Annotated in this window: 16 protein-coding genes and 1 pseudogene; all 17 read right to left on the reverse strand. The window is 64.0% G+C overall.

Translation table 11 applies throughout. From position 1 onward, the window contains the following. Positions 1 to 21: 21 nt before the first annotated feature. The 17 genes and pseudogenes from HLH45_RS17330 to HLH45_RS17410 all read right to left on the reverse strand — a co-directional run bounded on the left by HLH45_RS17330 (position 22) and on the right by HLH45_RS17410 (position 17743). Positions 22 to 1279 (reverse strand): annotated as a pseudogene (locus HLH45_RS17330) (glycosyltransferase). Next, entirely contained in the window at positions 1269 to 1880 is a 612-nt protein-coding gene (locus HLH45_RS17335; RefSeq protein WP_008571392.1) for a hypothetical protein, read from the reverse strand. Before HLH45_RS17335 ends, HLH45_RS17330 begins: the two are co-directional and overlap by 11 nt. Further along, positions 1858 to 3012, reverse strand: coding sequence for a glycosyltransferase (locus HLH45_RS17340; protein WP_046931934.1), 1155 nt, complete (start codon positions 3010 to 3012; stop codon positions 1858 to 1860). The genes HLH45_RS17335 and HLH45_RS17340 overlap by 23 nt, the downstream gene beginning before the upstream one ends. After that, entirely contained in the window at positions 3003 to 3962 is a 960-nt protein-coding gene (locus tag HLH45_RS17345; RefSeq protein WP_008574543.1) for an NAD-dependent epimerase/dehydratase family protein, read from the reverse strand. The genes HLH45_RS17340 and HLH45_RS17345 overlap by 10 nt, the downstream gene beginning before the upstream one ends. Next, positions 3959 to 4807, reverse strand: coding sequence for an MBL fold metallo-hydrolase (locus HLH45_RS17350; protein WP_008574545.1), 849 nt, complete (start codon positions 4805 to 4807; stop codon positions 3959 to 3961). The genes HLH45_RS17345 and HLH45_RS17350 overlap by 4 nt, the downstream gene beginning before the upstream one ends. Continuing rightward, positions 4807 to 5805 carry a 3-oxoacyl-[acyl-carrier-protein] synthase III C-terminal domain-containing protein gene (locus tag HLH45_RS17355; RefSeq protein WP_008574546.1) on the reverse strand — a complete coding sequence of 333 codons (999 nt, stop codon included), beginning with the start codon at positions 5803 to 5805 and terminating at the stop codon, positions 4807 to 4809. The genes HLH45_RS17350 and HLH45_RS17355 overlap by 1 nt, the downstream gene beginning before the upstream one ends. A 200-nt stretch (positions 5806 to 6005) precedes the next feature. Beyond that, positions 6006 to 7022, reverse strand: coding sequence for a TraB/GumN family protein (locus HLH45_RS17360; RefSeq protein WP_008574549.1), 1017 nt, complete (start codon positions 7020 to 7022; stop codon positions 6006 to 6008). A gap of 91 nt (positions 7023 to 7113) precedes the next feature. Continuing rightward, positions 7114 to 7575: a cupin domain-containing protein gene (locus HLH45_RS17365; RefSeq protein WP_008574552.1), complete on the reverse strand. Its 462-nt coding sequence runs from the start codon at positions 7573 to 7575 to the stop codon at positions 7114 to 7116. 34 nt (positions 7576 to 7609) lie between these two features. Beyond that, a complete protein-coding gene (locus HLH45_RS17370; RefSeq protein WP_008574554.1) occupies positions 7610 to 8404 on the reverse strand; it encodes a WecB/TagA/CpsF family glycosyltransferase in 795 nt (264 codons plus the stop codon). A gap of 4 nt (positions 8405 to 8408) precedes the next feature. Continuing rightward, the gene (locus HLH45_RS17375; RefSeq protein ID WP_008574556.1) at positions 8409 to 9203 is read right to left on the reverse strand and encodes a polysaccharide pyruvyl transferase family protein; all 795 of its coding nucleotides are present in this window, start codon (positions 9201 to 9203) and stop codon (positions 8409 to 8411) included. Between the two features lie 36 nt (positions 9204 to 9239). Further along, positions 9240 to 10436 (reverse strand): GumK N-terminal domain-containing glycosyltransferase, encoded by a 1197-nt coding sequence (locus tag HLH45_RS17380; RefSeq protein ID WP_008574558.1) that lies wholly within the window; start codon positions 10434 to 10436, stop codon positions 9240 to 9242. 63 nt (positions 10437 to 10499) lie between these two features. After that, positions 10500 to 11990: a lipopolysaccharide biosynthesis protein gene (locus HLH45_RS17385; protein WP_033478864.1), complete on the reverse strand. Its 1491-nt coding sequence runs from the start codon at positions 11988 to 11990 to the stop codon at positions 10500 to 10502. Positions 11991 to 12007: 17 nt separating this feature from the next. Next, positions 12008 to 13057, reverse strand: coding sequence for a glycosyltransferase (locus HLH45_RS17390; RefSeq protein ID WP_033478865.1), 1050 nt, complete (start codon positions 13055 to 13057; stop codon positions 12008 to 12010). Further along, the gene (locus HLH45_RS17395; RefSeq protein WP_008574563.1) at positions 13054 to 14196 is read right to left on the reverse strand and encodes a glycosyltransferase family 4 protein; all 1143 of its coding nucleotides are present in this window, start codon (positions 14194 to 14196) and stop codon (positions 13054 to 13056) included. The genes HLH45_RS17390 and HLH45_RS17395 overlap by 4 nt, the downstream gene beginning before the upstream one ends. Before the next feature lie 64 nt (positions 14197 to 14260). Further along, a complete protein-coding gene (locus tag HLH45_RS17400; RefSeq protein ID WP_033478866.1) occupies positions 14261 to 15349 on the reverse strand; it encodes an acyltransferase family protein in 1089 nt (362 codons plus the stop codon). 13 nt (positions 15350 to 15362) lie between these two features. Then, positions 15363 to 16457: an acyltransferase family protein gene (locus tag HLH45_RS17405; RefSeq protein ID WP_008574566.1), complete on the reverse strand. Its 1095-nt coding sequence runs from the start codon at positions 16455 to 16457 to the stop codon at positions 15363 to 15365. Next, entirely contained in the window at positions 16454 to 17743 is a 1290-nt protein-coding gene (locus HLH45_RS17410) for a hypothetical protein (protein WP_050541577.1), read from the reverse strand. Before HLH45_RS17410 ends, HLH45_RS17405 begins: the two co-directional genes overlap by 4 nt. Between the last annotated feature and the right edge of the window lie 20 nt (positions 17744 to 17763).

The following is a 17763-nucleotide window of genomic DNA, read 5'->3' on the forward strand; positions in this document are numbered from 1 at the left end:
TTCGTTGTGGCGCGCGCCGCATTACACTGGCGGCACCGCGCCAGTACGCGCGAAACCCTCCACCAGCTGCGCGATGCGCGCCTGCGATTGGATCAGTTGTAGCGCCGCCTGCAGGCGACGCACGCCGTGTGGCACCTCGCCGGCGCCGAGCGCCTGACGCAGCAACGCCGGCAAGCCATCCAGATCGCGCAACCACCAGGCAGCACCTGCCACCTGCAGGCGCGCGGCGTGATCGAACTGGTCGTAATCCAGCGGGTAGACGATGGCCGGCAATCCCGCGGCGAGGCAGGCGTAGAGAATGCCGGCACCGCCGTGATGGATCACCAAGGCGTAGCGGTGCAGGTGCTGGGCGTAATCCACATAGGGCAGCCGCTGATAGTTGCCCTGCCCCGGCTGCGGCGAAGCGCCGGTGTCGCCGTCGCTGAAATGGAAGACCACCTCCGGGAACTGCGGCGCCAGCGCACGCAGCACGCCATCCATGCGCTGCTTGACCCATTGCAGATGCGTGCCCAGCGTCACCAGCACATGCCGGCGACCGTCGACAAAGGTGGGCGCCGGCACCGACGAAGGCGGCGTGCACAACTGCGGCCCGACAAAGCGCACGGCCGTCGGCCAGCGTTGCGCCAGCTCGAACGACGGGACTCCCAGGGCCAGGATGCACTGCGGCGAATACACCGCCTCGCTGCGATCGCGTCGATAGATTGCCGGCAACCCGCACGCGCGCATCTGGCGCCGATAGCAAAGGTGCAGGGTCCGTTTGAAGCCACGTGTGAGCCGGCGTGCCGCTGCATGCCAGAACACGCTGCAAGGGCGTGGTCGCAGGCAGCAACCCGCCAAAGTATGCGGGCGGCCCATCCGTGGTTTCGATCACGCATGGCGACGGCATGCTGGTCCACCAGGCAATGCCCATCGTCTGTGCGGCCAGTCCTGCGCTGGGCAGGGTGAAGTCGACGATCACCAGATCCGGCCGCCGCGCGCGCCAGCGCTGCTGCAGCGCTTCGCCGAGCTGCGCCATGAGCCTGAGTGCGTTGTGCAACTGCCGACGCAGGCGCACGGGGTTGTGGCCCACTGCATGCGGCGGGTTGGCGATGGAAAGCAGCAAGCGATCGGCATGCGCATCCAGCACGCTGGCAGCGGCGAGCCCACATGCCTCGATGTGCGCCCGCGCAGCAGGCGTGCTGATGACGCAGACCTCGTGCTGCGCGGTGAGCTGTTGCGCGATCGCCAGGATGGGATGCAAATGGCCGCTGTAGGGCGGTGCGATCAGATCAATGCGCATGCGCTGCGCCCTGTCGCATTCGTTCGATCTGCGCGACAAAGCGCTGGCACTCGGCAAGCACCTCGGCGTTGCGCAGGTACGCCATGTGTCCGCACGCAGGTCTGGCATCGACCTGCCCATCGAACAGTGTTCGAGAGATCCAGTCGCTGCGGCCCTGTACCACGCGCAGCTGGCCGAACACTGAGGGCGCATGACACACTGGGCCGTACGCAAAAACCGCCAGGCGTGCACGCAGCGCATCCGGCAACTGCAATGCGGTCAACAGCTGCAGTCCGCAGCTGCCGGCAAGAAGCAGCGTCATCGGCGCCTGATCCAGCAGCGCATGGACACGCTTGCGATCGGCTTCGGCAAGGCGGGCATGTCGGGCCGCAAGATACTGCCGTGCATTGGAGAGGCAGGCACGCCACAACGGCGTACGCCGGTGCGGCGCGCCGTTGCGGTGGTACGGGTAATTGCAATCCAGCAGCTGCCGGCCTGCGCCCTGCAGCTGTTGCAGAAATGCGCCCTGCTCCGCACTCAAGGCGCAGCTTGCCGGATCGCTTTGCCCGGTGAGGAAGGCGATCTGCAGCGGCACCGACTCACTCCGCACGAAAGCACCCATTCGGTAGCACGCGGTAACGCCGCGTGCGCCAGCGGATCGTGCGCACCAGCGCTGCGTGCAGCAGATGCAGCGGCTGCAGGCATTCGGCGCATAGCGACACCAGCAGGCGGTGGCGAACGGCGCCGGTGACGCGCCATTGCACAGCGCACAGCAGCAGCGCGCGCACCAGCAAGACAATCAACACGCAGAGTGCAGCCGGCCAGGTGTGCTGCACGCAAGCGCAGACCAGCATGGCCACCAGCAGCAACGGCGGCAGCCCCTGCAACACGCCGATGGCACTGCGTACGTGCAGGCGTTGACGGCCTAGCAGGATCGATGCGAACAGCATCCAGCGATGCATCTGGCGCACATAGCCACGCAGGTCGGGCATGGCGGTACGCATCGCCACCGGCGCAGTGGATTGCCAGAGCCGCCCGCCGCGGTCGCGCACCAGGGTGGCGAAGGCCAGATCGTCGGTCAGCTGCTCCAGCAATGCAGTAAATCCACCCCAGCTGCGCAGCTGTTCGGTGCGCGCGGCATAGCACATGCCATTGATGGTCAGCGGCGCTGCGAATGGCAGCCAGCCCAAGTACGTGAGCGCGGCATTGTTGTTGACGAACTGCGCCAACAGGCGCCCGGCCAGCGTGGCGCTGTCGCGGTAATACGGCAGTGCGGTGACCACATCGGCATGCGTGAGGTCCGACAACAGCTGCGACAGCGCATGGCCGCCGAGGTGCGCATCGTCGTCGAGAATCAGGCTGACAGGCGCATCGATGTGCGGCAGCGCGTAATCGAGTTTCCAGGCCTTGGGGTTGATGCCTGGTGGCGCCGCGGGCACGAGAATGCGCGCGATCCGCAGCTGCGGATATTGCGCAACGACAGCAGCGGCAGCGGCGTTTCCCGGGCCATCGTCGGCATCCAGCAACCAGACGAACTGCGCCTGCGGCAATGCCTGCGCGTTGGCAACAAGCACCTCTTGCAAATGCGCATCGCCACCAAGAATAGGCTGCAGGATCGCCACCTCGGCCGGCGTGGCAACGGCACGGCGCGCCGGCCTCGCACGTTCGCCACGCATCACCCACAGCACGGCCGCCGTCTTGACCAGCAGCACGGCCAGATACAACGCCGCCAGGATGGGAACGATCAGGTCCACTGCGCTGCCTGCCAGCGCACGAAGGCGTCCACGCCCTCGTCCAGGCCGACGCTGGGCGGGCCCAGATCGGCAAGCGTGCGGCGCGGATCGAAGGTCTTGGAATATGCGAACACGCCAACGCCGAAGCGCGTGATCGGCGGCTCGCCCCGCAGCCGCAGCCCGCGATACACCGCTTCCACCACGCTGGCCATGCGCAATGCGGTGCCGATGCGCACCTCGCGCCGTGGCAACGGCAGCTGCAGGCGCGCCAGCACCTCCAACAACAACTGCTGCAGGTCCACCGGGTGTGCGTTGGTGAGATTGTAAGCAGCCTGCAACTGCGGCGCGGTGGCCGCGCGGTACAGGTAATCGCACAGCGTATCGATATAGATCAGGTCGCCGATCACCGGCTGGGTCTGGCCAACGAAACGCGGCAATGCACCCTTGCGCGCGGCGGCGATCACGCGCGGAAACAGCACCGTGTCGCCGGGCCCGAACACCGCACGCGGGCGCAACACGCTCTTTTCCCCGGGATAGTCATCCAGCAACGTCTCGCCAAGATATTTGGTTTGTGCGTATGTATTGACGAACGCCGGGCCGATCGGGCTGTCTTCATCCAGGCCGTATTGATGCGCTTCGCGATAGAACACCGAACTGGAGGAGACATATAGCAGGCGCGGGCAGCCGTTGCGCTTGCAGAAGTCGATGAGGTTGGCGGTGGCCTGGACATTGTGCCGCTGAAACTGCGCACGCGTGCCCCACGGCGAGGCCAACGCAGCTGCATGAATCACCACATCCGGTTGCCAGTCCAGCGAGAAGGCCTGGCTCAGATCGATGCGATGGTAGTTGGGCAGGTCGCTGGCGCGGCGGCCGATACCGTGAATCTCGACGCCCGGCTGCCCCTGAAAGCGCCGCAGGAATGCACCACCGACAAAACCGGACGCGCCGGTCACGAGAATGCGCAGGCTCATCGCCACTCCGGTTGATATCGGTCAAGACTCGGCTGGCAATGCGAAGGCAGGATGACCAGTTCCGGATGGGCGTGCGACAAGGCGTGCAAGCGATGCACGGTGTGCTGGAATGCGTGCCAGTCGTGCATCAGCAGACGCGTGGGCCAGGCCGGCCATTGCAGCGTGGCCCAGGTGGCCGAGGACCATACCGCGTCCGCACACAGCAACACCTCGCGGTCGTGCTGGTCGCGTACCCACAGTCCCATCTGGCCGGGCACGTGCCCGGGTAGCGATACCGCGAGCACGCTGCCGTCCTCGAACAGATCGTAGGGCGGGCCGAGCTCCTGCCAGGCTCCAGTCAACGCGCGCTGCGGTGCCTGGTCGGCAAACTGCAGCCGCTGGTCGAAGTCGTCCGGCAGCAGCTGCGGCAGCAAGGCGCGGCGCAACCCACCCATGCGCGAACAGCTGCGCAGCTGCTGGTAATCCGCGCGCAGGCAGAGAAAGCGCGCATTGGGCAGATCGCGCAGGCCGCCGACATGGTCGGCGTGGAAGTGCGAAATCAGGCACCAGGCGATGTCATCCAGCGATACGCCACGTTTGTTCAACTGCGCGCCCAGGGTTTGGTCGGCGGGCAAGCTGACTGGCGTGGTCCAGCGGTACAGGCGCTCCGGCCAGGGATCGGTGGCACGAAAAAAATGCGCGGCATAGCCGGTGTCGTACAACAGCGCGCCACGCTGCGGATGCCGGATCAGCACGCTCAGTGCGGGGAATTCCACCGCATGCCAGTGACCATCTGCACGCACCATGCGTTCGCAATGGCGGCAGTGGCCCACGCGCAGCAGCTCGAGCGACACGCGGACCGGCATCAGTAACGCAACACCATGCCGCCGATGGCAAGCCCTGCCCCGGTGCCGAGCAGCGCGACCAGATCGCCACGCTGCAGGCCCAGGTCGACGCGTGCGTGATGCAGCGCATGCGGCAACGACGCGGCGACCTGGTTACCCGTGTGTTGCAGGATGCGCACCACCTGTTCGGGGCGCAGTCCCAAGGTCTGCACCACATGATCCAGGCCGCCGCCGGAAGCCTGGTGCGGTACCAGGCAACGCAAGGCTGCGGTGGCGGTGCCGGCCTCGTGCAGCAGCTGTTCCCAAAACGCCGGCAGATGCCGTGCGGCGAAACGGTAGGCGCCGCGTCCATCCATGCAGAACACGCGCGAGGCATCGGGCGCGCTGTCTTCGCCATGCGGGTAACGCGTGCCACCGCCGCGAATGCGGCACAGCTCGGCGCCATTGCCATAGCTGGACAGCCGGCTGGAGAGCAGCGCCGAGCCCTGCCCTGCGTCGCTGCGTCCAACGACCACTGCGGCTGCGCCATCGCCGAACAAGCCGGCCGTGGCCGGCGTCGCCGCATCCAGCCCGGCCGATGCGACTTCGCTGGAGACGATCAGCACGCGCTCGTAGCGACCTAGCGCCAGTGTGTTGGCCGCCATGTCCAGGGCCACCAGAAAACTGAGGCAGGTTGCATTGACGTCGAATGCGGGGATGCCCGAATCGCCGAGGCCGAGCGCGCGCTGGATCAGCACCGCCTGGCAGGGAATCGGCTGCTCCATGACGCTGCAGGCGGAGATCAGGCAATCGATCCGGCTGGCATCGAGCCCGGCGCTGGCCAAGGCCTGCTGTGCAGCGGCTGCCCCCATCGACGATGCGGTCTCGCCCTCGCCCACGTAATGGCGCGTCTCCACGCCGAGACGCGCGAACGTGGTTCCGGCCGGCAACTGCCAGCGCTCGTCCAACTGGCGCGATGTCACTTCCGTCGCCGGAACATGGCGCCCGGTGCCCAGGATGCGCAGCGGCAATGCGTTCAACGCGGAGCTCTCAAAACATGAAGGCGCGCAGCATACCGTGGCCGCATCGGTAGGCCCACCGCCGTGCATGCCGATACACCTTTAAGCGCATGCACCGCGAGGCACGCCGCGCAACAGCCGCCTGCCGCATCCATTGCGTCTCTGCCAACTGCTGTGCTCGTGCTCGGCATGACGCGCCAGGCGCACGCGGCGACATCGCCTCAAGGCGCTTCCACCTCATAGCCCAGCGCTTGCAGGCGTGCCAGATAGCCATCCGGCGCGGTCAACCGGCTGATCGGCAACACCGCGAACGTGCTGCGATTGCGTTGCAGCGCAGCGGTGGCGATACCCAGCCAATGCTCGCGCATGCGCCGTTCCAGATCGTCGATGCCGCGTTTCCTTGCAGCACCGGAGCTGGCCATTGCGTCCATGCAGGCGGCCTGCGGGTCTTCGCGCGGCAGCCGACGCAAGGCCTCGACATCGCCCACCGACCAGGCATTGGCGCGCTCCACCATCGTCGGCAGGTCGCGCTCCACGGCCACCAGAATGCTGCGGAAACATGCGGTATCGTCCATTCCGCCGGCACGGAATTCCTTGAGCGCCTGGCGCGGGTCCTTGATCTTGTAGTCCAGCGCGGTCGGTGTGGGTTTGATGCCGGCAAGCTTGGCAGCGCGTTCCACCACTGGCCAAACCACCGGCGAACGGGCCAGGCCGGAGCGCTTGATCGCCGCCTGATACAACTCGCCGGCAGCCAGCATCGGGCGTTTGCGCTCAACGCCGCGGTCGCTGCCGAGATAGCGAGCCTTGGACACGCTCCAGCGCGCATACAGGTCGGCCGGCAAGATGTCGCGCAGCTCGCGCCCGTCTTCGTTCTTCATCGCTTTCATGGCCGACGGCAGCAAGGTCAGCTTGCCGAAGAATCCCATGTCCGCATCCACCTGCACGGTTGGCGCTGCCAGCACCTGCTGGGACTGGCCGATGATGGTTTCCACTTCGGTCGACTGCCACTGCAGCCGCTTCGGCAAGGGCGACAAGGTACCCAGGATCCACAACACATGATCGCCCTTACTGACCTTCCACAAGCCCGGCCCGGGCTGCACGCCGCGCACGACCATGGCCTCCAGATCCACCACTGCTGGTGCCGGCGTCGCCACCTTGGGCGGCACGGCTTCCCCGGCGGTCGCCAGCAGCGACACCAGCATCAAACCCATTCCCCATCCCGCGACCTTGCGTTGCATGGTGTCTTGCCCCCTGTTTGAGGCGGACAGTACGCCAAGCCGGCAGCAGCCGCGTTAGGGAAGCGTTCGGACGCGCAAGCGCGGTCGATGATCAGCGTGGCAGCAGCGTCGCCAGGCGTGCGGCCAGCGGCGAGGCCTTGTCGAGCAACGCAAAGCCTTCCCAGACGAATCCCGGCGATACCGTGCAGCCCACCAGGGTGAAATCGCCGAGCGAGCGCGCCGCTTGCCAGCAGCCTGCCGGCACCACATGCATCGGCTCGCCGCGTTCGGCGGCATCCACGATCACACGCTGCACTTGTTCGGTACAGGTGTCATAGATCAGCAGTTCCAAGGCATCGCCCAGCTGCCAATGCCAGGTTTCTTCCGCATCCACGCGGTGCCACGCACTGCATTCGCCGGCACTCAGCAAAAAACGGATGGCGGTCATTGCCGGGCGGGTCTGGCCGTTGTCGGTCACCTGACGCGCAGAGGCATGGATGCGGCGGTAGTGCCCGCCTTCTGGATGCGGGGCGAGGTCGAGCGAGCGGATCAGGGCGGCGGCGGTCGGATGCATGCAGGCATGCTAGGCCAGACACGCCTGCGCTGCATCAGGGCAGCTGCTTTCCCGCGCGCAAGCAGGTGCGGAAGAACACCAACAGATCCCAGCTATAGCGCTTGAGCAAACGGCGTGGCTCGTTGAGCAGCCGATACATCCACTCCATGTGCAGGCCTCGCACCCACTCGGGCGCGCGCTTTGCGGTACCGGACAAGAAATCGAGCAATGCGCCCACCCCGAACACCAGCGGCACGCTCAGCGCATGGCTGTGGTCCAGGATCCAGCGCTCCTGCAGCGGATTGCCGAACGCCACCAGCAGCACATCGGCACCGGAGCGATTGATGCGCTCGGCCAGGCCCTCGCCCGCCGCCGCAAATTCGCCATAACCATCGCACATGCCGACCACCTGCTGCCCCAAGGTCCCGGTCAGCGTCGCCGCAGCGGTCTTGCCCACACCCGGACGGCCGCCCAGCAGAAAGAATTTCAGCGGTTGCGCACTCTCACGGCACAGATACGGAATCAGGTCGGTGCCATTGAGGTTGCCGGCAAAGCGGCGGCCGTGGATCAGCCGCGCAGCCAGATCCATGCCGATCCCGTCGTTGACGATGCGCACGCTGGGCTCGCGCATGCGCGTCCGCAGCGCCTGGCATTGCACGATGAAATTGGTATTGGCAAAGAACACCCGTCGCGGCTGACGGGCGGCCAGCGCGTGGAATAGATCCAACGCAAAGGCTTCCTGCGTGGTGGACAGGACCGGAAAGCCGCCCAACGGAATCACCACACCCGGCGGCGTGGTTCCGCTGGCAATCCCCGTTGTTTCCACATCCACGCGCTGGCCCTGCATCATCGAATCACCAAAGGTCGTAAGGGAAGGCAGCCAACAGCCCGGCCTGCAGCTTTTCCAGATCGAAATCGCCGTTGCCGCCCAGTTGCAGACACTCCTCCACGCTGTTGCCGGAATGCCATTGCATACGCCCGGTGCCGTTGTAGTAGTCGTCGTACTTGAAGCGATCTTCGCCATTGCCCCAATCCAGATACACCGCCGGGATTCCATAGGCTTCGGCAAGGATCAGGCCGTGCAGCGAGCTGCTGATCACCAACTCGGCGCCAAGCAACGCGCTCATGAAGGTTGCGGGCTTGACGTTGGGAAAGACCAAGTGATCCTTGTACGCGCTGTACTTTTCAACCGGCTCGTTGAAGTGCGGAACGATGGCGAACGGGCGCTTGTTGATCGCACCGAGCGCATCGGCCGGGAAGAACATCGGCGTCAGCAGCCCGGGATCGCCATACACTTCCGGCACTGCGATGCCGCGATCAAGCAGAAACTTGCGCGTCTTCGGCCCACGCACTGCACGGACATCGAGCGTACTGAAGGTGTTGCGCTCGGCAGGAATCTTGCCGTTGATGCCACTACCCCAGACGGTATCGCCGTCTTTGGCGAAGTGCAGTACCGAACCGATCGCGATCAGCTTCTTGCTCAGATCCTGCTTTTCGATCAGCGTCTTGTCCTGCAGGGACAGCACGCAGGAGACGATCACCTTGGACAGGTGATCTCCCATATTCACGCCGGCGTTCTTGGGCTGCCACCAGAACAGCGCACGACGTTCTGCATGTTCTATCCACTTCTGCAGCAAGGCGTTGGCCATAACGTGTGAGTCTCCTAAAGAAAAAATGTGCGCGCATCAATGCGAGAGCGCAGCCTCCGACGAGGCATGCACCGCTGCGCTTTGCTGTGGATACAAACGGGTTTCCGGATACGCACTGGGATCCAGCACGCGATCGGTGGTGTCGGACCAATTCAGGCACTGGCGATAACGCACGCGCGGTGCTTCCAGGGCGCGGCCGATTGCTGCAACGACAGAATCGGCGTTCCCCGGAGTGTAGCCGAAACGCGACTGATACGGCCCCACCACGGCGTTCGGGCACACCGCAGGCAAGCCGAAAAAGTCGTATTGCAGCAACTTCATCGAACTGTCGGCCAGGTAGACCGGCACTTGCTCGGAAGCATACGGCGCAATCCCGAACCGCGCGTGCTTGATATAGCCAATGGTCTCGGCGTGTTTCATCTCGCCATAGACCACCACGTTATCGCCGTAGCCCGGATGCCGGCCCATGCCCGAACCGATCACATGAAACGTCACCTGCGGGAACGCCTTGCTGGCAACGACGAAGAATTCCGGATCGAACAACATCGAACCGACCGCCACTGCGTGGATGCCCTCCCCGTACGGCGACGGGTCGCCGAGTTGATCCAAGTTGTGATCCACGCCATGGCCAACGTGATAGACATTGTCGCGGCTGGCGATCTCCTCTGCCATTGCCGGCGATACCAGTGCAATCACATCGAGCTTGGGCGCCACGCGGTCGAACTCGCGTTCGATATACGACGCAACATTGATCGTGCTCAATCCGTCCGACGCGCGATAGACCAGCTTGGCTGCAGGATTGACGCGCTTGGCCAGCTCGATGAAAGCGACCGCAATGCCGCTTTCGAACACGATCACATCCGCCTCGCGCATCCAGTCGAGTAACTGGCGCGGCGGATGCGCAGCATACCAACGGAACATCGCATCCTCGACCGACCGCAGCCATGGACGACGCGTATTGAACGGATGCACCGTCGTGCGCCACAGGTAGCAGTCGACGCCCTTGTGCGAGACGACCGTGTTCGCGGTTTCGTCGAGCGGCAGCCGCATATCGCCCTTCATGCGCGACAACCGGCTGTAACGCAGCGAGAAGAACCGCGTGGTCCCGCGCAACGCCAGTTGATCGGTGATGAAGTGGATATTGGCGCGCCGTGGCGTGCGGTAATCGTGGGCGGACAAGACCAGATAGCAAGGCCGGCGGATGCCGGAAGCGGCGGCGGGTGTGTCGCTCATGGGCCGTGTCCTATGAATGAGTGAGAGAAAGCATGACCGACTGCAGGCGAAGACAATGTCGACTCATCGACGTGCCTTGGCCTGCGTCAGCAGCTTGCGGATGTTGATGATGGCAATCACATCGCGACGGAATGCCGGCCAGATCGCCAAGGCAAGCAGGCAAACGCCAAGCATCGTCACTGCGCCGACAGCCAGTTGCTCCCACAGCGGGCCGCCAACCGTCATGGAGGCGTAATACGCACAGCCACCTGCCACGCCGTAGGCGACCATGGCGCGCAGTGCATTGGTGAACAGGGCTCCGACCGGCGCGTCTGAAATCTTGCCGATCCACAGCAGCGACAGCGGCCACGTCAACAACAGCCCGAACGAATAGCCGATCGCCACACCCATTGCGCCCCAGCGCGAGCCGACGAAGATGCAGGCAATCAGCAGGACGCGACTGACCAGCGAATACACCAGCTGCGCGCGCATCAGTCCCCGCGCAAGGAACACCCAATACGTTGCATAAGCGGCCGTCTGGAAGATACCGCCCAGTGTCAGCACCTGGAAAAGCGGCACCGCCTCACGCCACTGCTCGCCCAGTACCAGCACAATCAGCGGCATCGCCAGCGCGCAGGCGAACGCAAACAGCGCAAAGATCAGGTGCACCATCACGGTCTGCCCGCGCAGCAGGAAGGCACTGAAGCGCTCGCGGTCGTCCTGCAGCTGCGACAACACCGGCAGCGCCACGCTGGTGGCAGGCGCATTGATCTGGTTCAACGGCATCATCAACAACTGGAATGCGCGGTTGTACAAGCCCAGCGCGTCCGGTCCGGTCCGCCAACCGATGATGACCTGGCCCACGTTGCGACTGGCATACCCCAGCAACTGCGCCGCCATCAGGTTCCAGCCGAAACTCATGAAATCGCGCATCGGTGCAGAACGCTGGTAGCCACCCGGCAACCAGCGCGCGCAGCTGGCGGCGATGATGAAATTGACGCCGGCCTGCACCACCTGCTGTACCACCAGCGCCCAGTAGCCCCAGCCCAGCAGCGCAGCAGCAACCGCAGCGCCCAGACCGAGCACCTGCGAGCCCACATCGCTCAGCGCCACCTGCCCGAAGCGCAGCCCGCGGCTCAGATGCGCGCGGTACTGCGTGGTCATGCCGTTGATCAGGAAGGTGATCGCCAGCGCCTGGGAAATCGTCACCAGGGCCGGCTCCTTGTAGAAGTTCGCAATCAGATGCGCCGAGGCGAACACCACCAGCGACAGCAGCAGGCCAATGCCGCTGTTGATCCAGAACAGGTTGTCGCGCTGCTCGCGGCTCACTTGCTTGGCTTGCACAGCCGCGGCCGACAGACCGAAATCGCGCAGGATCTCGGCGGCGCCGACGATGGCGGTCACCATCGCCATCAGACCGTAGTCGTAGGGCGTCAGCAAGCGCGCCAACAGGATGATGCCGCCGAACTGCACCACCATCTTGGCCGACTGCCCCAGCATGGTCACCGCTGCGCCGCCGGCAGCGCGCGACCCCAGGCTGCGCTGTGGCGGTGGCGGCGGTGTGGAAGATGTCATCGTAGGTGTCTCTGCGGTCACAGCGCGGCGTCTCCATCCTTGCCCAACGCTTCCAGATAGGTGCGGTAATGCAACTGCCCGATCCGCGGCCAGTCGCGCTGCGACAGATCCGGTGCCGGGCCGCGTGGCGCAGCACGCACCTTGTCCAGCATGCCGGTCAGCAGCGCGGCATCGAACTCGCCTTCATACAGGAACACCCAACCGGGGCCGACTTCCTCGGCGATGGCCGCGTTGGATTCGCTCCACGGCGCCAGCACCGGGCGCGCCAGCGACAACGCCAGCAGCAAGGTGCCGGAGTTATGCATCTGCCGATATGGCAACACCACCAGTTCGGCCGCGCTGACTTCGCGCGCCAGCACCGGCTCTTCCACGTAGGCCAGCAATGCGCTGATCCGCGGATCCTGCGCGCAGGCGTCCTCCACCAAGCTGCGCATCTGCGGCGTGGCCGGGTTGCCGACGATACGCAGGTTGAGGCGCGCATCGTCGACCTCGCGCATGACCTCGATCAAGGTTTCCACGCCTTTGTACGGGCGGATCAGGCCAAAGTGCAGCAGCCGTCCGGCCACCGTGCTGCCCTGCGCCATGGTCGCGAACCAGTCGCGATAATGGCCGTGCAGAATCGTATCGGTGAACGGCGGACGTGGCGGCGTGGTCGCATTGATGCGAATCCAGCGCCGCGTCAGCCGGTCGATCCAGCGCAGCAGGCTACGTTCGCGCCAGCCGCGGTCCTCATGCGGCGCAAGATTGTGCAAGGTGCGCACCACCGGCGTGCCGGTCAGCTGCAGCTTGAGCAACAACAACGCAGCGCAGGCCTGCTTGGCCAACGTGCCGGCAGCGGTCGGATGGCGCAGCAGGTATTCGGGCCAATGCAGATGCAACACGTCGTAACGCGACAGCAATGCATCGCGCATCGAAAAGAAGCGCGGATGCACTGCGGCAGGCAGCGCGTCGTAGAGCTGAGTCAGGTACGGATTGGTGTTGGCATTGGGCTTTTCAGTGGAAAACAGCACCGTCACCTGCGGCTGCGTTGCCGCATGCGTCATTGACGCAGGAGCAAGCGCGCTCATCGCACAGCCTCCTGCACGCGCGGAATGCCCAACGCATCGTGGTATTCGTCGACGTAGCGCCCGACCACATGCTTCCAGTCATAGCGGCTCACATAGGCCATGGACGCCGCGCGACGGGTGTCGAAATCGCTGTCGGACTGCAACGCAAGCGCCTGCACCTGATCTGCCGCCGCTTCGATTCTGTCGCGGCTGACGATCACGCCCTGCCCCGATTCGCTGGCGAGCCGCACGAATGGCGGGATATCGCTGAGGATCGGAATCAAGCCCGCACTCATTGCCTCCACTGCCGCGATACCAAAGCCTTCATGCCGCGACAGGCACACGAAGAACTGCGCCTGCTGCATCAATGCGCGCAAATGCTCCTGCGAGGGCGACATGCTCAGCTGCACCTTCTCCTGCAGCCCGCGTTCGGCAATTGCCTTGCGCAGATCCGCTTCGTTCAGATCGTACTCGCGGCCGGCAATGATCAGCCGCCAGTGCGGGTCGCGCTTGAGCGCTGCCTGCAACAGCTCCAGGGTTTCGATCAGCCCCTTGTTGACCGACCACCGGCCGAAATACAGCATGGTCCGGCCGGGCGCGGTCGCTCCCTGCCCTGCATATTTCTCTACATCCACCCCGTTTTCGATCACCCGCAGCCGCGCCGGTGCCACCACCTTGGCGAACAGATCGCCATCGTTTTCGCTGGTGGCGATCACCCGTGCATAGGCCAGCGCCGAGGTGCGCGTGAGCGTCTGGAACCACAGCTGCTTCATGCGCGATGCGTAGGCGGTATGGAAAAAACCGCCGTGCGTGGACACCACCATCGGCTTGCCGTGCAGCGGCTTGGTCAATGCCAGATAGTCGTAAAAAAAATCGATGCCATGCAGATGCACAACGTCGGCCGAACGAATCGCACCGAGCACCGAGGGCGCCAGCGGGTAGCGCGACGAGCCGCGATAGCCAATCCGCCGGATCGGCAGCCCTTGGTGCGTGTCCTGCGCCGCAAGCGGCGTACCGGGATTAGTAAACACACGATCCAGCGTCACGATCTCGACCGTATCGGCGCTCGTGGCCTGATGTTGGCGGGCAACATTGAGAACGACCTCTTCCATGCCCCCGATCGAAGGATGGAATTGGCGGACGACATGCACCACTTTCATTACGCCACTCTCCTTTGCCAGCGGCGCGCACTCAGTTGCTGCGACGGCTGATTCTGAAAACTCGTCATTTGCGTTTCAACCCCAACATCCACGGTGCGATCGGCACCAGCACCGCGCGCATCGGCACGCTTACAGCAATCGCGAACGCGCTCAGCCCCAACGCCCAGGCAGGTGTACCGATTGCGCTACGTGCGATCAGGCCCGTACGCGCCACCACGCTGGTGGCCACCAAAAAAACCAGGGTATGCGTGCACAGAATCAGCAAGGTATTGCTACCGATCCATTGCACCCAGCGCAGACGCCGAATGAAATAAGCGACGCAAAACGTCATCGCCGTCCCGAGCAGACTGGCCAGCAGGAAGACGGCCGCCGACTGCCCGAACTGCAGTTTGTTCACGTCCACCTGCCCGTTCCATCCCGCCAGCCACCACCACAGTGCAGCCAACGGCAACAAGGCAAGCGCCCACACCTGCGCGCGCAATGATCGCAACGCATCGGCAAAGCGCGATAGCCAACCGCCGACTGCAATGAAAAACAGCGCCACCGGCAGCACATCCAGCGCGAGCGGCAAGCGCTGCTGCAGCGAAGGGAACCAGCCCGCCCACGCCAACGCGATCGGCAGGCTGATCGCCGCCACTGCGGCCGCACTCAATCGCGCACGCAACGCAATGTAGGCCAGCGTCGTGACAAAGAGCGCTGGCAGAAACCACAGCGCCGGAAGCACATACAGGCGTGACCCGTTGGCCCACAGCAATCCCGTCAGCGGGTGCCACCACGGGCGCGTCTGCGGATGACCTGCATGCCCATCAATCGCAGCAGTCAACAACCACAGCGCATAGGCCACCATGAAAAAAGCGAGATACGGCACCAGCAGCGTGCGCGCCAGCTTCGCGACGGATGCCCCCGTCAATGCCCGATGCCCGAATCGCTCGCCAACCCAACCCGACAACACGAAAAACAGCGGCACATGGAAGCTGTAGGCGAATAGCTTGTACGCTGCCGGCATGCCGCTGGCATGGCCCAGCACCACCAGCGCGATGGCCAACGCTTTGGCGGCGTCGATCTGCCAGTCACGCGTCGGCGCACGTGCCGTTCTGGCGTCCGCCAAGTGATGCGCACGCGCAGCGTGCGGTGAAGAGGATGTGCTTGTCATGCCAAGGCGCCGCTCATGCCGCCACCCGGCGCGCGCCCAGCGCCCACGGAGCGAAGCGCATCAGGATCCAACGCAGCGGCACGCTGGCGGCCAATGCGAACAGCGTGACAAAGACCGCCCAACCCAGCCCCGGACGCGCCCCACCGAATCCACCAGCCAAGGCAGCAACACCGGAGAGCACGAAGAACACCAACATATGCGTACAAAGAATCAGCAAGGTATTGCGGCCGATCCACTGCAGCCACGCCCAGCTCTGTACCAGCCGCGCCGCGCAGATCACCATCAACGAACCAAGCAACGCGCTAACCAGGAACAGCGCGTGGTTACGTCCGAATTCGAGCATGTTGACGTCGATTCGCCCATTCGCGACAGCCAGCCAGGCCACCGCCAATCCCAACACGACCGTCGCCAGGGCACTGCCGACCAAGGATGTCGGCAGGCGTGGCGAAACGTGGATCAGCAAGGCGCCCAATGCGTAAAAGCACAGCGACACCGGTAGCACATCCAAACCGAAAAAAATCCGCACGTGCTGTGTTGGGAACCAGTTCATCCAGAACCACGCCACGATCAATGCCAGCCCCGCGATCAGGATCGGCGCCAGCAGGCGGCGCAAGACCATGTAACTCACCACGGTCACCAACATGACGGGCAAGAACCACAGCGGAGGCTGCACATACAGGTCCGGGCCGATGCCGGTGAACATCGCCACGATCGGCTCCCACCACGGGTGACTTCCCCAGCGCGCAGCCTTTTCGCCGATATTGCGGGTCAATAGCCAATAGGCATAGCCAAGCAGATAGAAGGTGACGTACGGCAGCAGCAAGCTGCGTACATGCCTGCCGACTGAGCGCCTGTCCAGCCCAGTCGTGGTCGACGCATAACCCGCTGCCAACCAGCCTGATACCAGGAAAAACAGCGGCACATGGAAGCTATAGGCGAACAAGGTCATGCCATGTGGGACGCCCTTGGCATGACAGAACACCACCAACAGGATCGCAATGGCCTTGGTGGCGTCGATGCGCGGGTCGCGGACGCGACCGCCTGTTGCAACCTGCGCGTCGGCGGCCGGCAAAGCCGACGGCGATGCCGGCATTGCCGACACGCTCATCGTGCTGCTCCCGCAGGCAATGGCAACTGCGCGCCATCTGCCGTTGGATCGTCCTTGATCAAGGCGGTTTGCGCGTCGGACGCAGACCAGGTCGGCAGCATGTGCCACATGCAACCGCAGACAAACCACCACAATGCCGATGTCTTGATCGAGAAGTAACCGTTGGAGACAAGCAGGCTCAAGGCGAACGCAAAGATCGCCAGGTTCTTGAACAGCTGCCCTTCCTTGCTCGGCATCAGCAGCAGGAACGAATAGGCCAGCAGGAAGGCCAGCACGCCCACGATCGATTGCGATGCGATGAAGTACGAAATGCCACTATCGAAGTAACGATACGCCTGCGCAAAATCCAGCCCCATCCAGGATTCGAACGACAGGTTATTCATCGAATAAACGGTGAAGAACACGCGCCCCATCGTGGTGTCCTGGTATGCGGTGATGCCCGTGACCCAGACCAGCAGCCATGCGCTCATGATCACCAGCAGGAACACCAGGAAGGCCAGCCGCTGATCCAATCGTTTCAATAGCGGCGTCAGCAGCACCATCAAGACACAGGTACCCGCTGCCAATCGTCCGTCTGATGCCACGATCATGAAACCGATCAACCCCACCGACAGGATCAGCGCCGCCGGTCGCATCCAACGCCAGAACACCAGCACGATCGCGGTGAAGAAGCAGATGTAATTACCCATCGTCACCGGCTCGATGAACATCGAAGAGGCGCGCGGCAGATTGGAACCCGGCAGGAAGTTACGCTCGCCCGGCCGTGTTGCGCTGACGAACAGATTACTGTCTTCGTTCCAAAAGCCTTCGGCGCTCATGCCGCGCGCGTTGACGAAGAAGCTCTTCGGATTAATCAGATCGCCGTATTTGACTGGCATCGCCAGCTCGAATGCGGCAACCAGTGAGACGATGATGGTCATGCGGATGAACAGCTTGGGCACCGAGCCCGTGTAGGCAGAGCCAAGTACGACGAAGGCGAACACCACCAGCGCGTCGCGGAAGAACTTGGGGTCGATCTGCCAGTTCACCAAAAACCGCACGAACATCAGCGTGACGATCAACCCGAGCCCGCTGACGATCAGGGCAATGCGCTTGCGGCTCAACGAACCCATGCCAAGCAGGAAGCACGCCGCGTAGACCATGAATTCGACCGCGTAGGTGATCACCGGTCGCACGGTGAACACGTTCGCGTTGATGAACGCAAGCACCAGGTTATAGCCCACGCCGACCAGCAACGTGAGCTCGATCAGCAGGTTATGCCAGCGCACGCGAGTTTCCTCGCTCATTCGAATCAGCATGCAGATGC

Origin of the sequence: Xanthomonas euvesicatoria, assembly GCF_013112235.1 — a bacterium.
GTDB lineage: Bacteria > Pseudomonadota > Gammaproteobacteria > Xanthomonadales > Xanthomonadaceae > Xanthomonas > Xanthomonas euvesicatoria.

Bases quoted from the DNA above. Each gene is read 5' to 3' on its own strand.
- HLH45_RS17335 (WP_008571392.1), bottom strand. From the start codon at position 1,880: ATGGGTGCTTTCGTGCGGAGTGAGTCGGTGCCGCTGCAGATCGCCTTC.
- HLH45_RS17345 (WP_008574543.1), bottom strand. From the start codon at position 3,962: ATGAGCCTGCGCATTCTCGTGACCGGCGCGTCCGGTTTTGTCGGTGGT.
- HLH45_RS17350 (WP_008574545.1), bottom strand. From the start codon at position 4,807: ATGCCGGTCCGCGTGTCGCTCGAGCTGCTGCGCGTGGGCCACTGCCGC.
- HLH45_RS17360 (WP_008574549.1), bottom strand. From the start codon at position 7,022: ATGCAACGCAAGGTCGCGGGATGGGGAATGGGTTTGATGCTGGTGTCG.
- HLH45_RS17365 (WP_008574552.1), bottom strand. From the start codon at position 7,575: ATGCATCCGACCGCCGCCGCCCTGATCCGCTCGCTCGACCTCGCCCCG.
- HLH45_RS17370 (WP_008574554.1), bottom strand. From the start codon at position 8,404: ATGATGCAGGGCCAGCGCGTGGATGTGGAAACAACGGGGATTGCCAGC.
- HLH45_RS17375 (WP_008574556.1), bottom strand. From the start codon at position 9,203: ATGGCCAACGCCTTGCTGCAGAAGTGGATAGAACATGCAGAACGTCGT.
- HLH45_RS17380 (WP_008574558.1), bottom strand. From the start codon at position 10,436: ATGAGCGACACACCCGCCGCCGCTTCCGGCATCCGCCGGCCTTGCTAT.
- HLH45_RS17385 (WP_033478864.1), bottom strand. From the start codon at position 11,990: ATGACATCTTCCACACCGCCGCCACCGCCACAGCGCAGCCTGGGGTCG.
- HLH45_RS17390 (WP_033478865.1), bottom strand. From the start codon at position 13,057: ATGAGCGCGCTTGCTCCTGCGTCAATGACGCATGCGGCAACGCAGCCG.
- HLH45_RS17395 (WP_008574563.1), bottom strand. From the start codon at position 14,196: ATGAAAGTGGTGCATGTCGTCCGCCAATTCCATCCTTCGATCGGGGGC.
- HLH45_RS17400 (WP_033478866.1), bottom strand. From the start codon at position 15,349: ATGACAAGCACATCCTCTTCACCGCACGCTGCGCGTGCGCATCACTTG.
- HLH45_RS17405 (WP_008574566.1), bottom strand. From the start codon at position 16,457: ATGAGCGTGTCGGCAATGCCGGCATCGCCGTCGGCTTTGCCGGCCGCC.
- HLH45_RS17410 (WP_050541577.1), bottom strand. From the start codon at position 17,743: ATGAGCGAGGAAACTCGCGTGCGCTGGCATAACCTGCTGATCGAGCTC.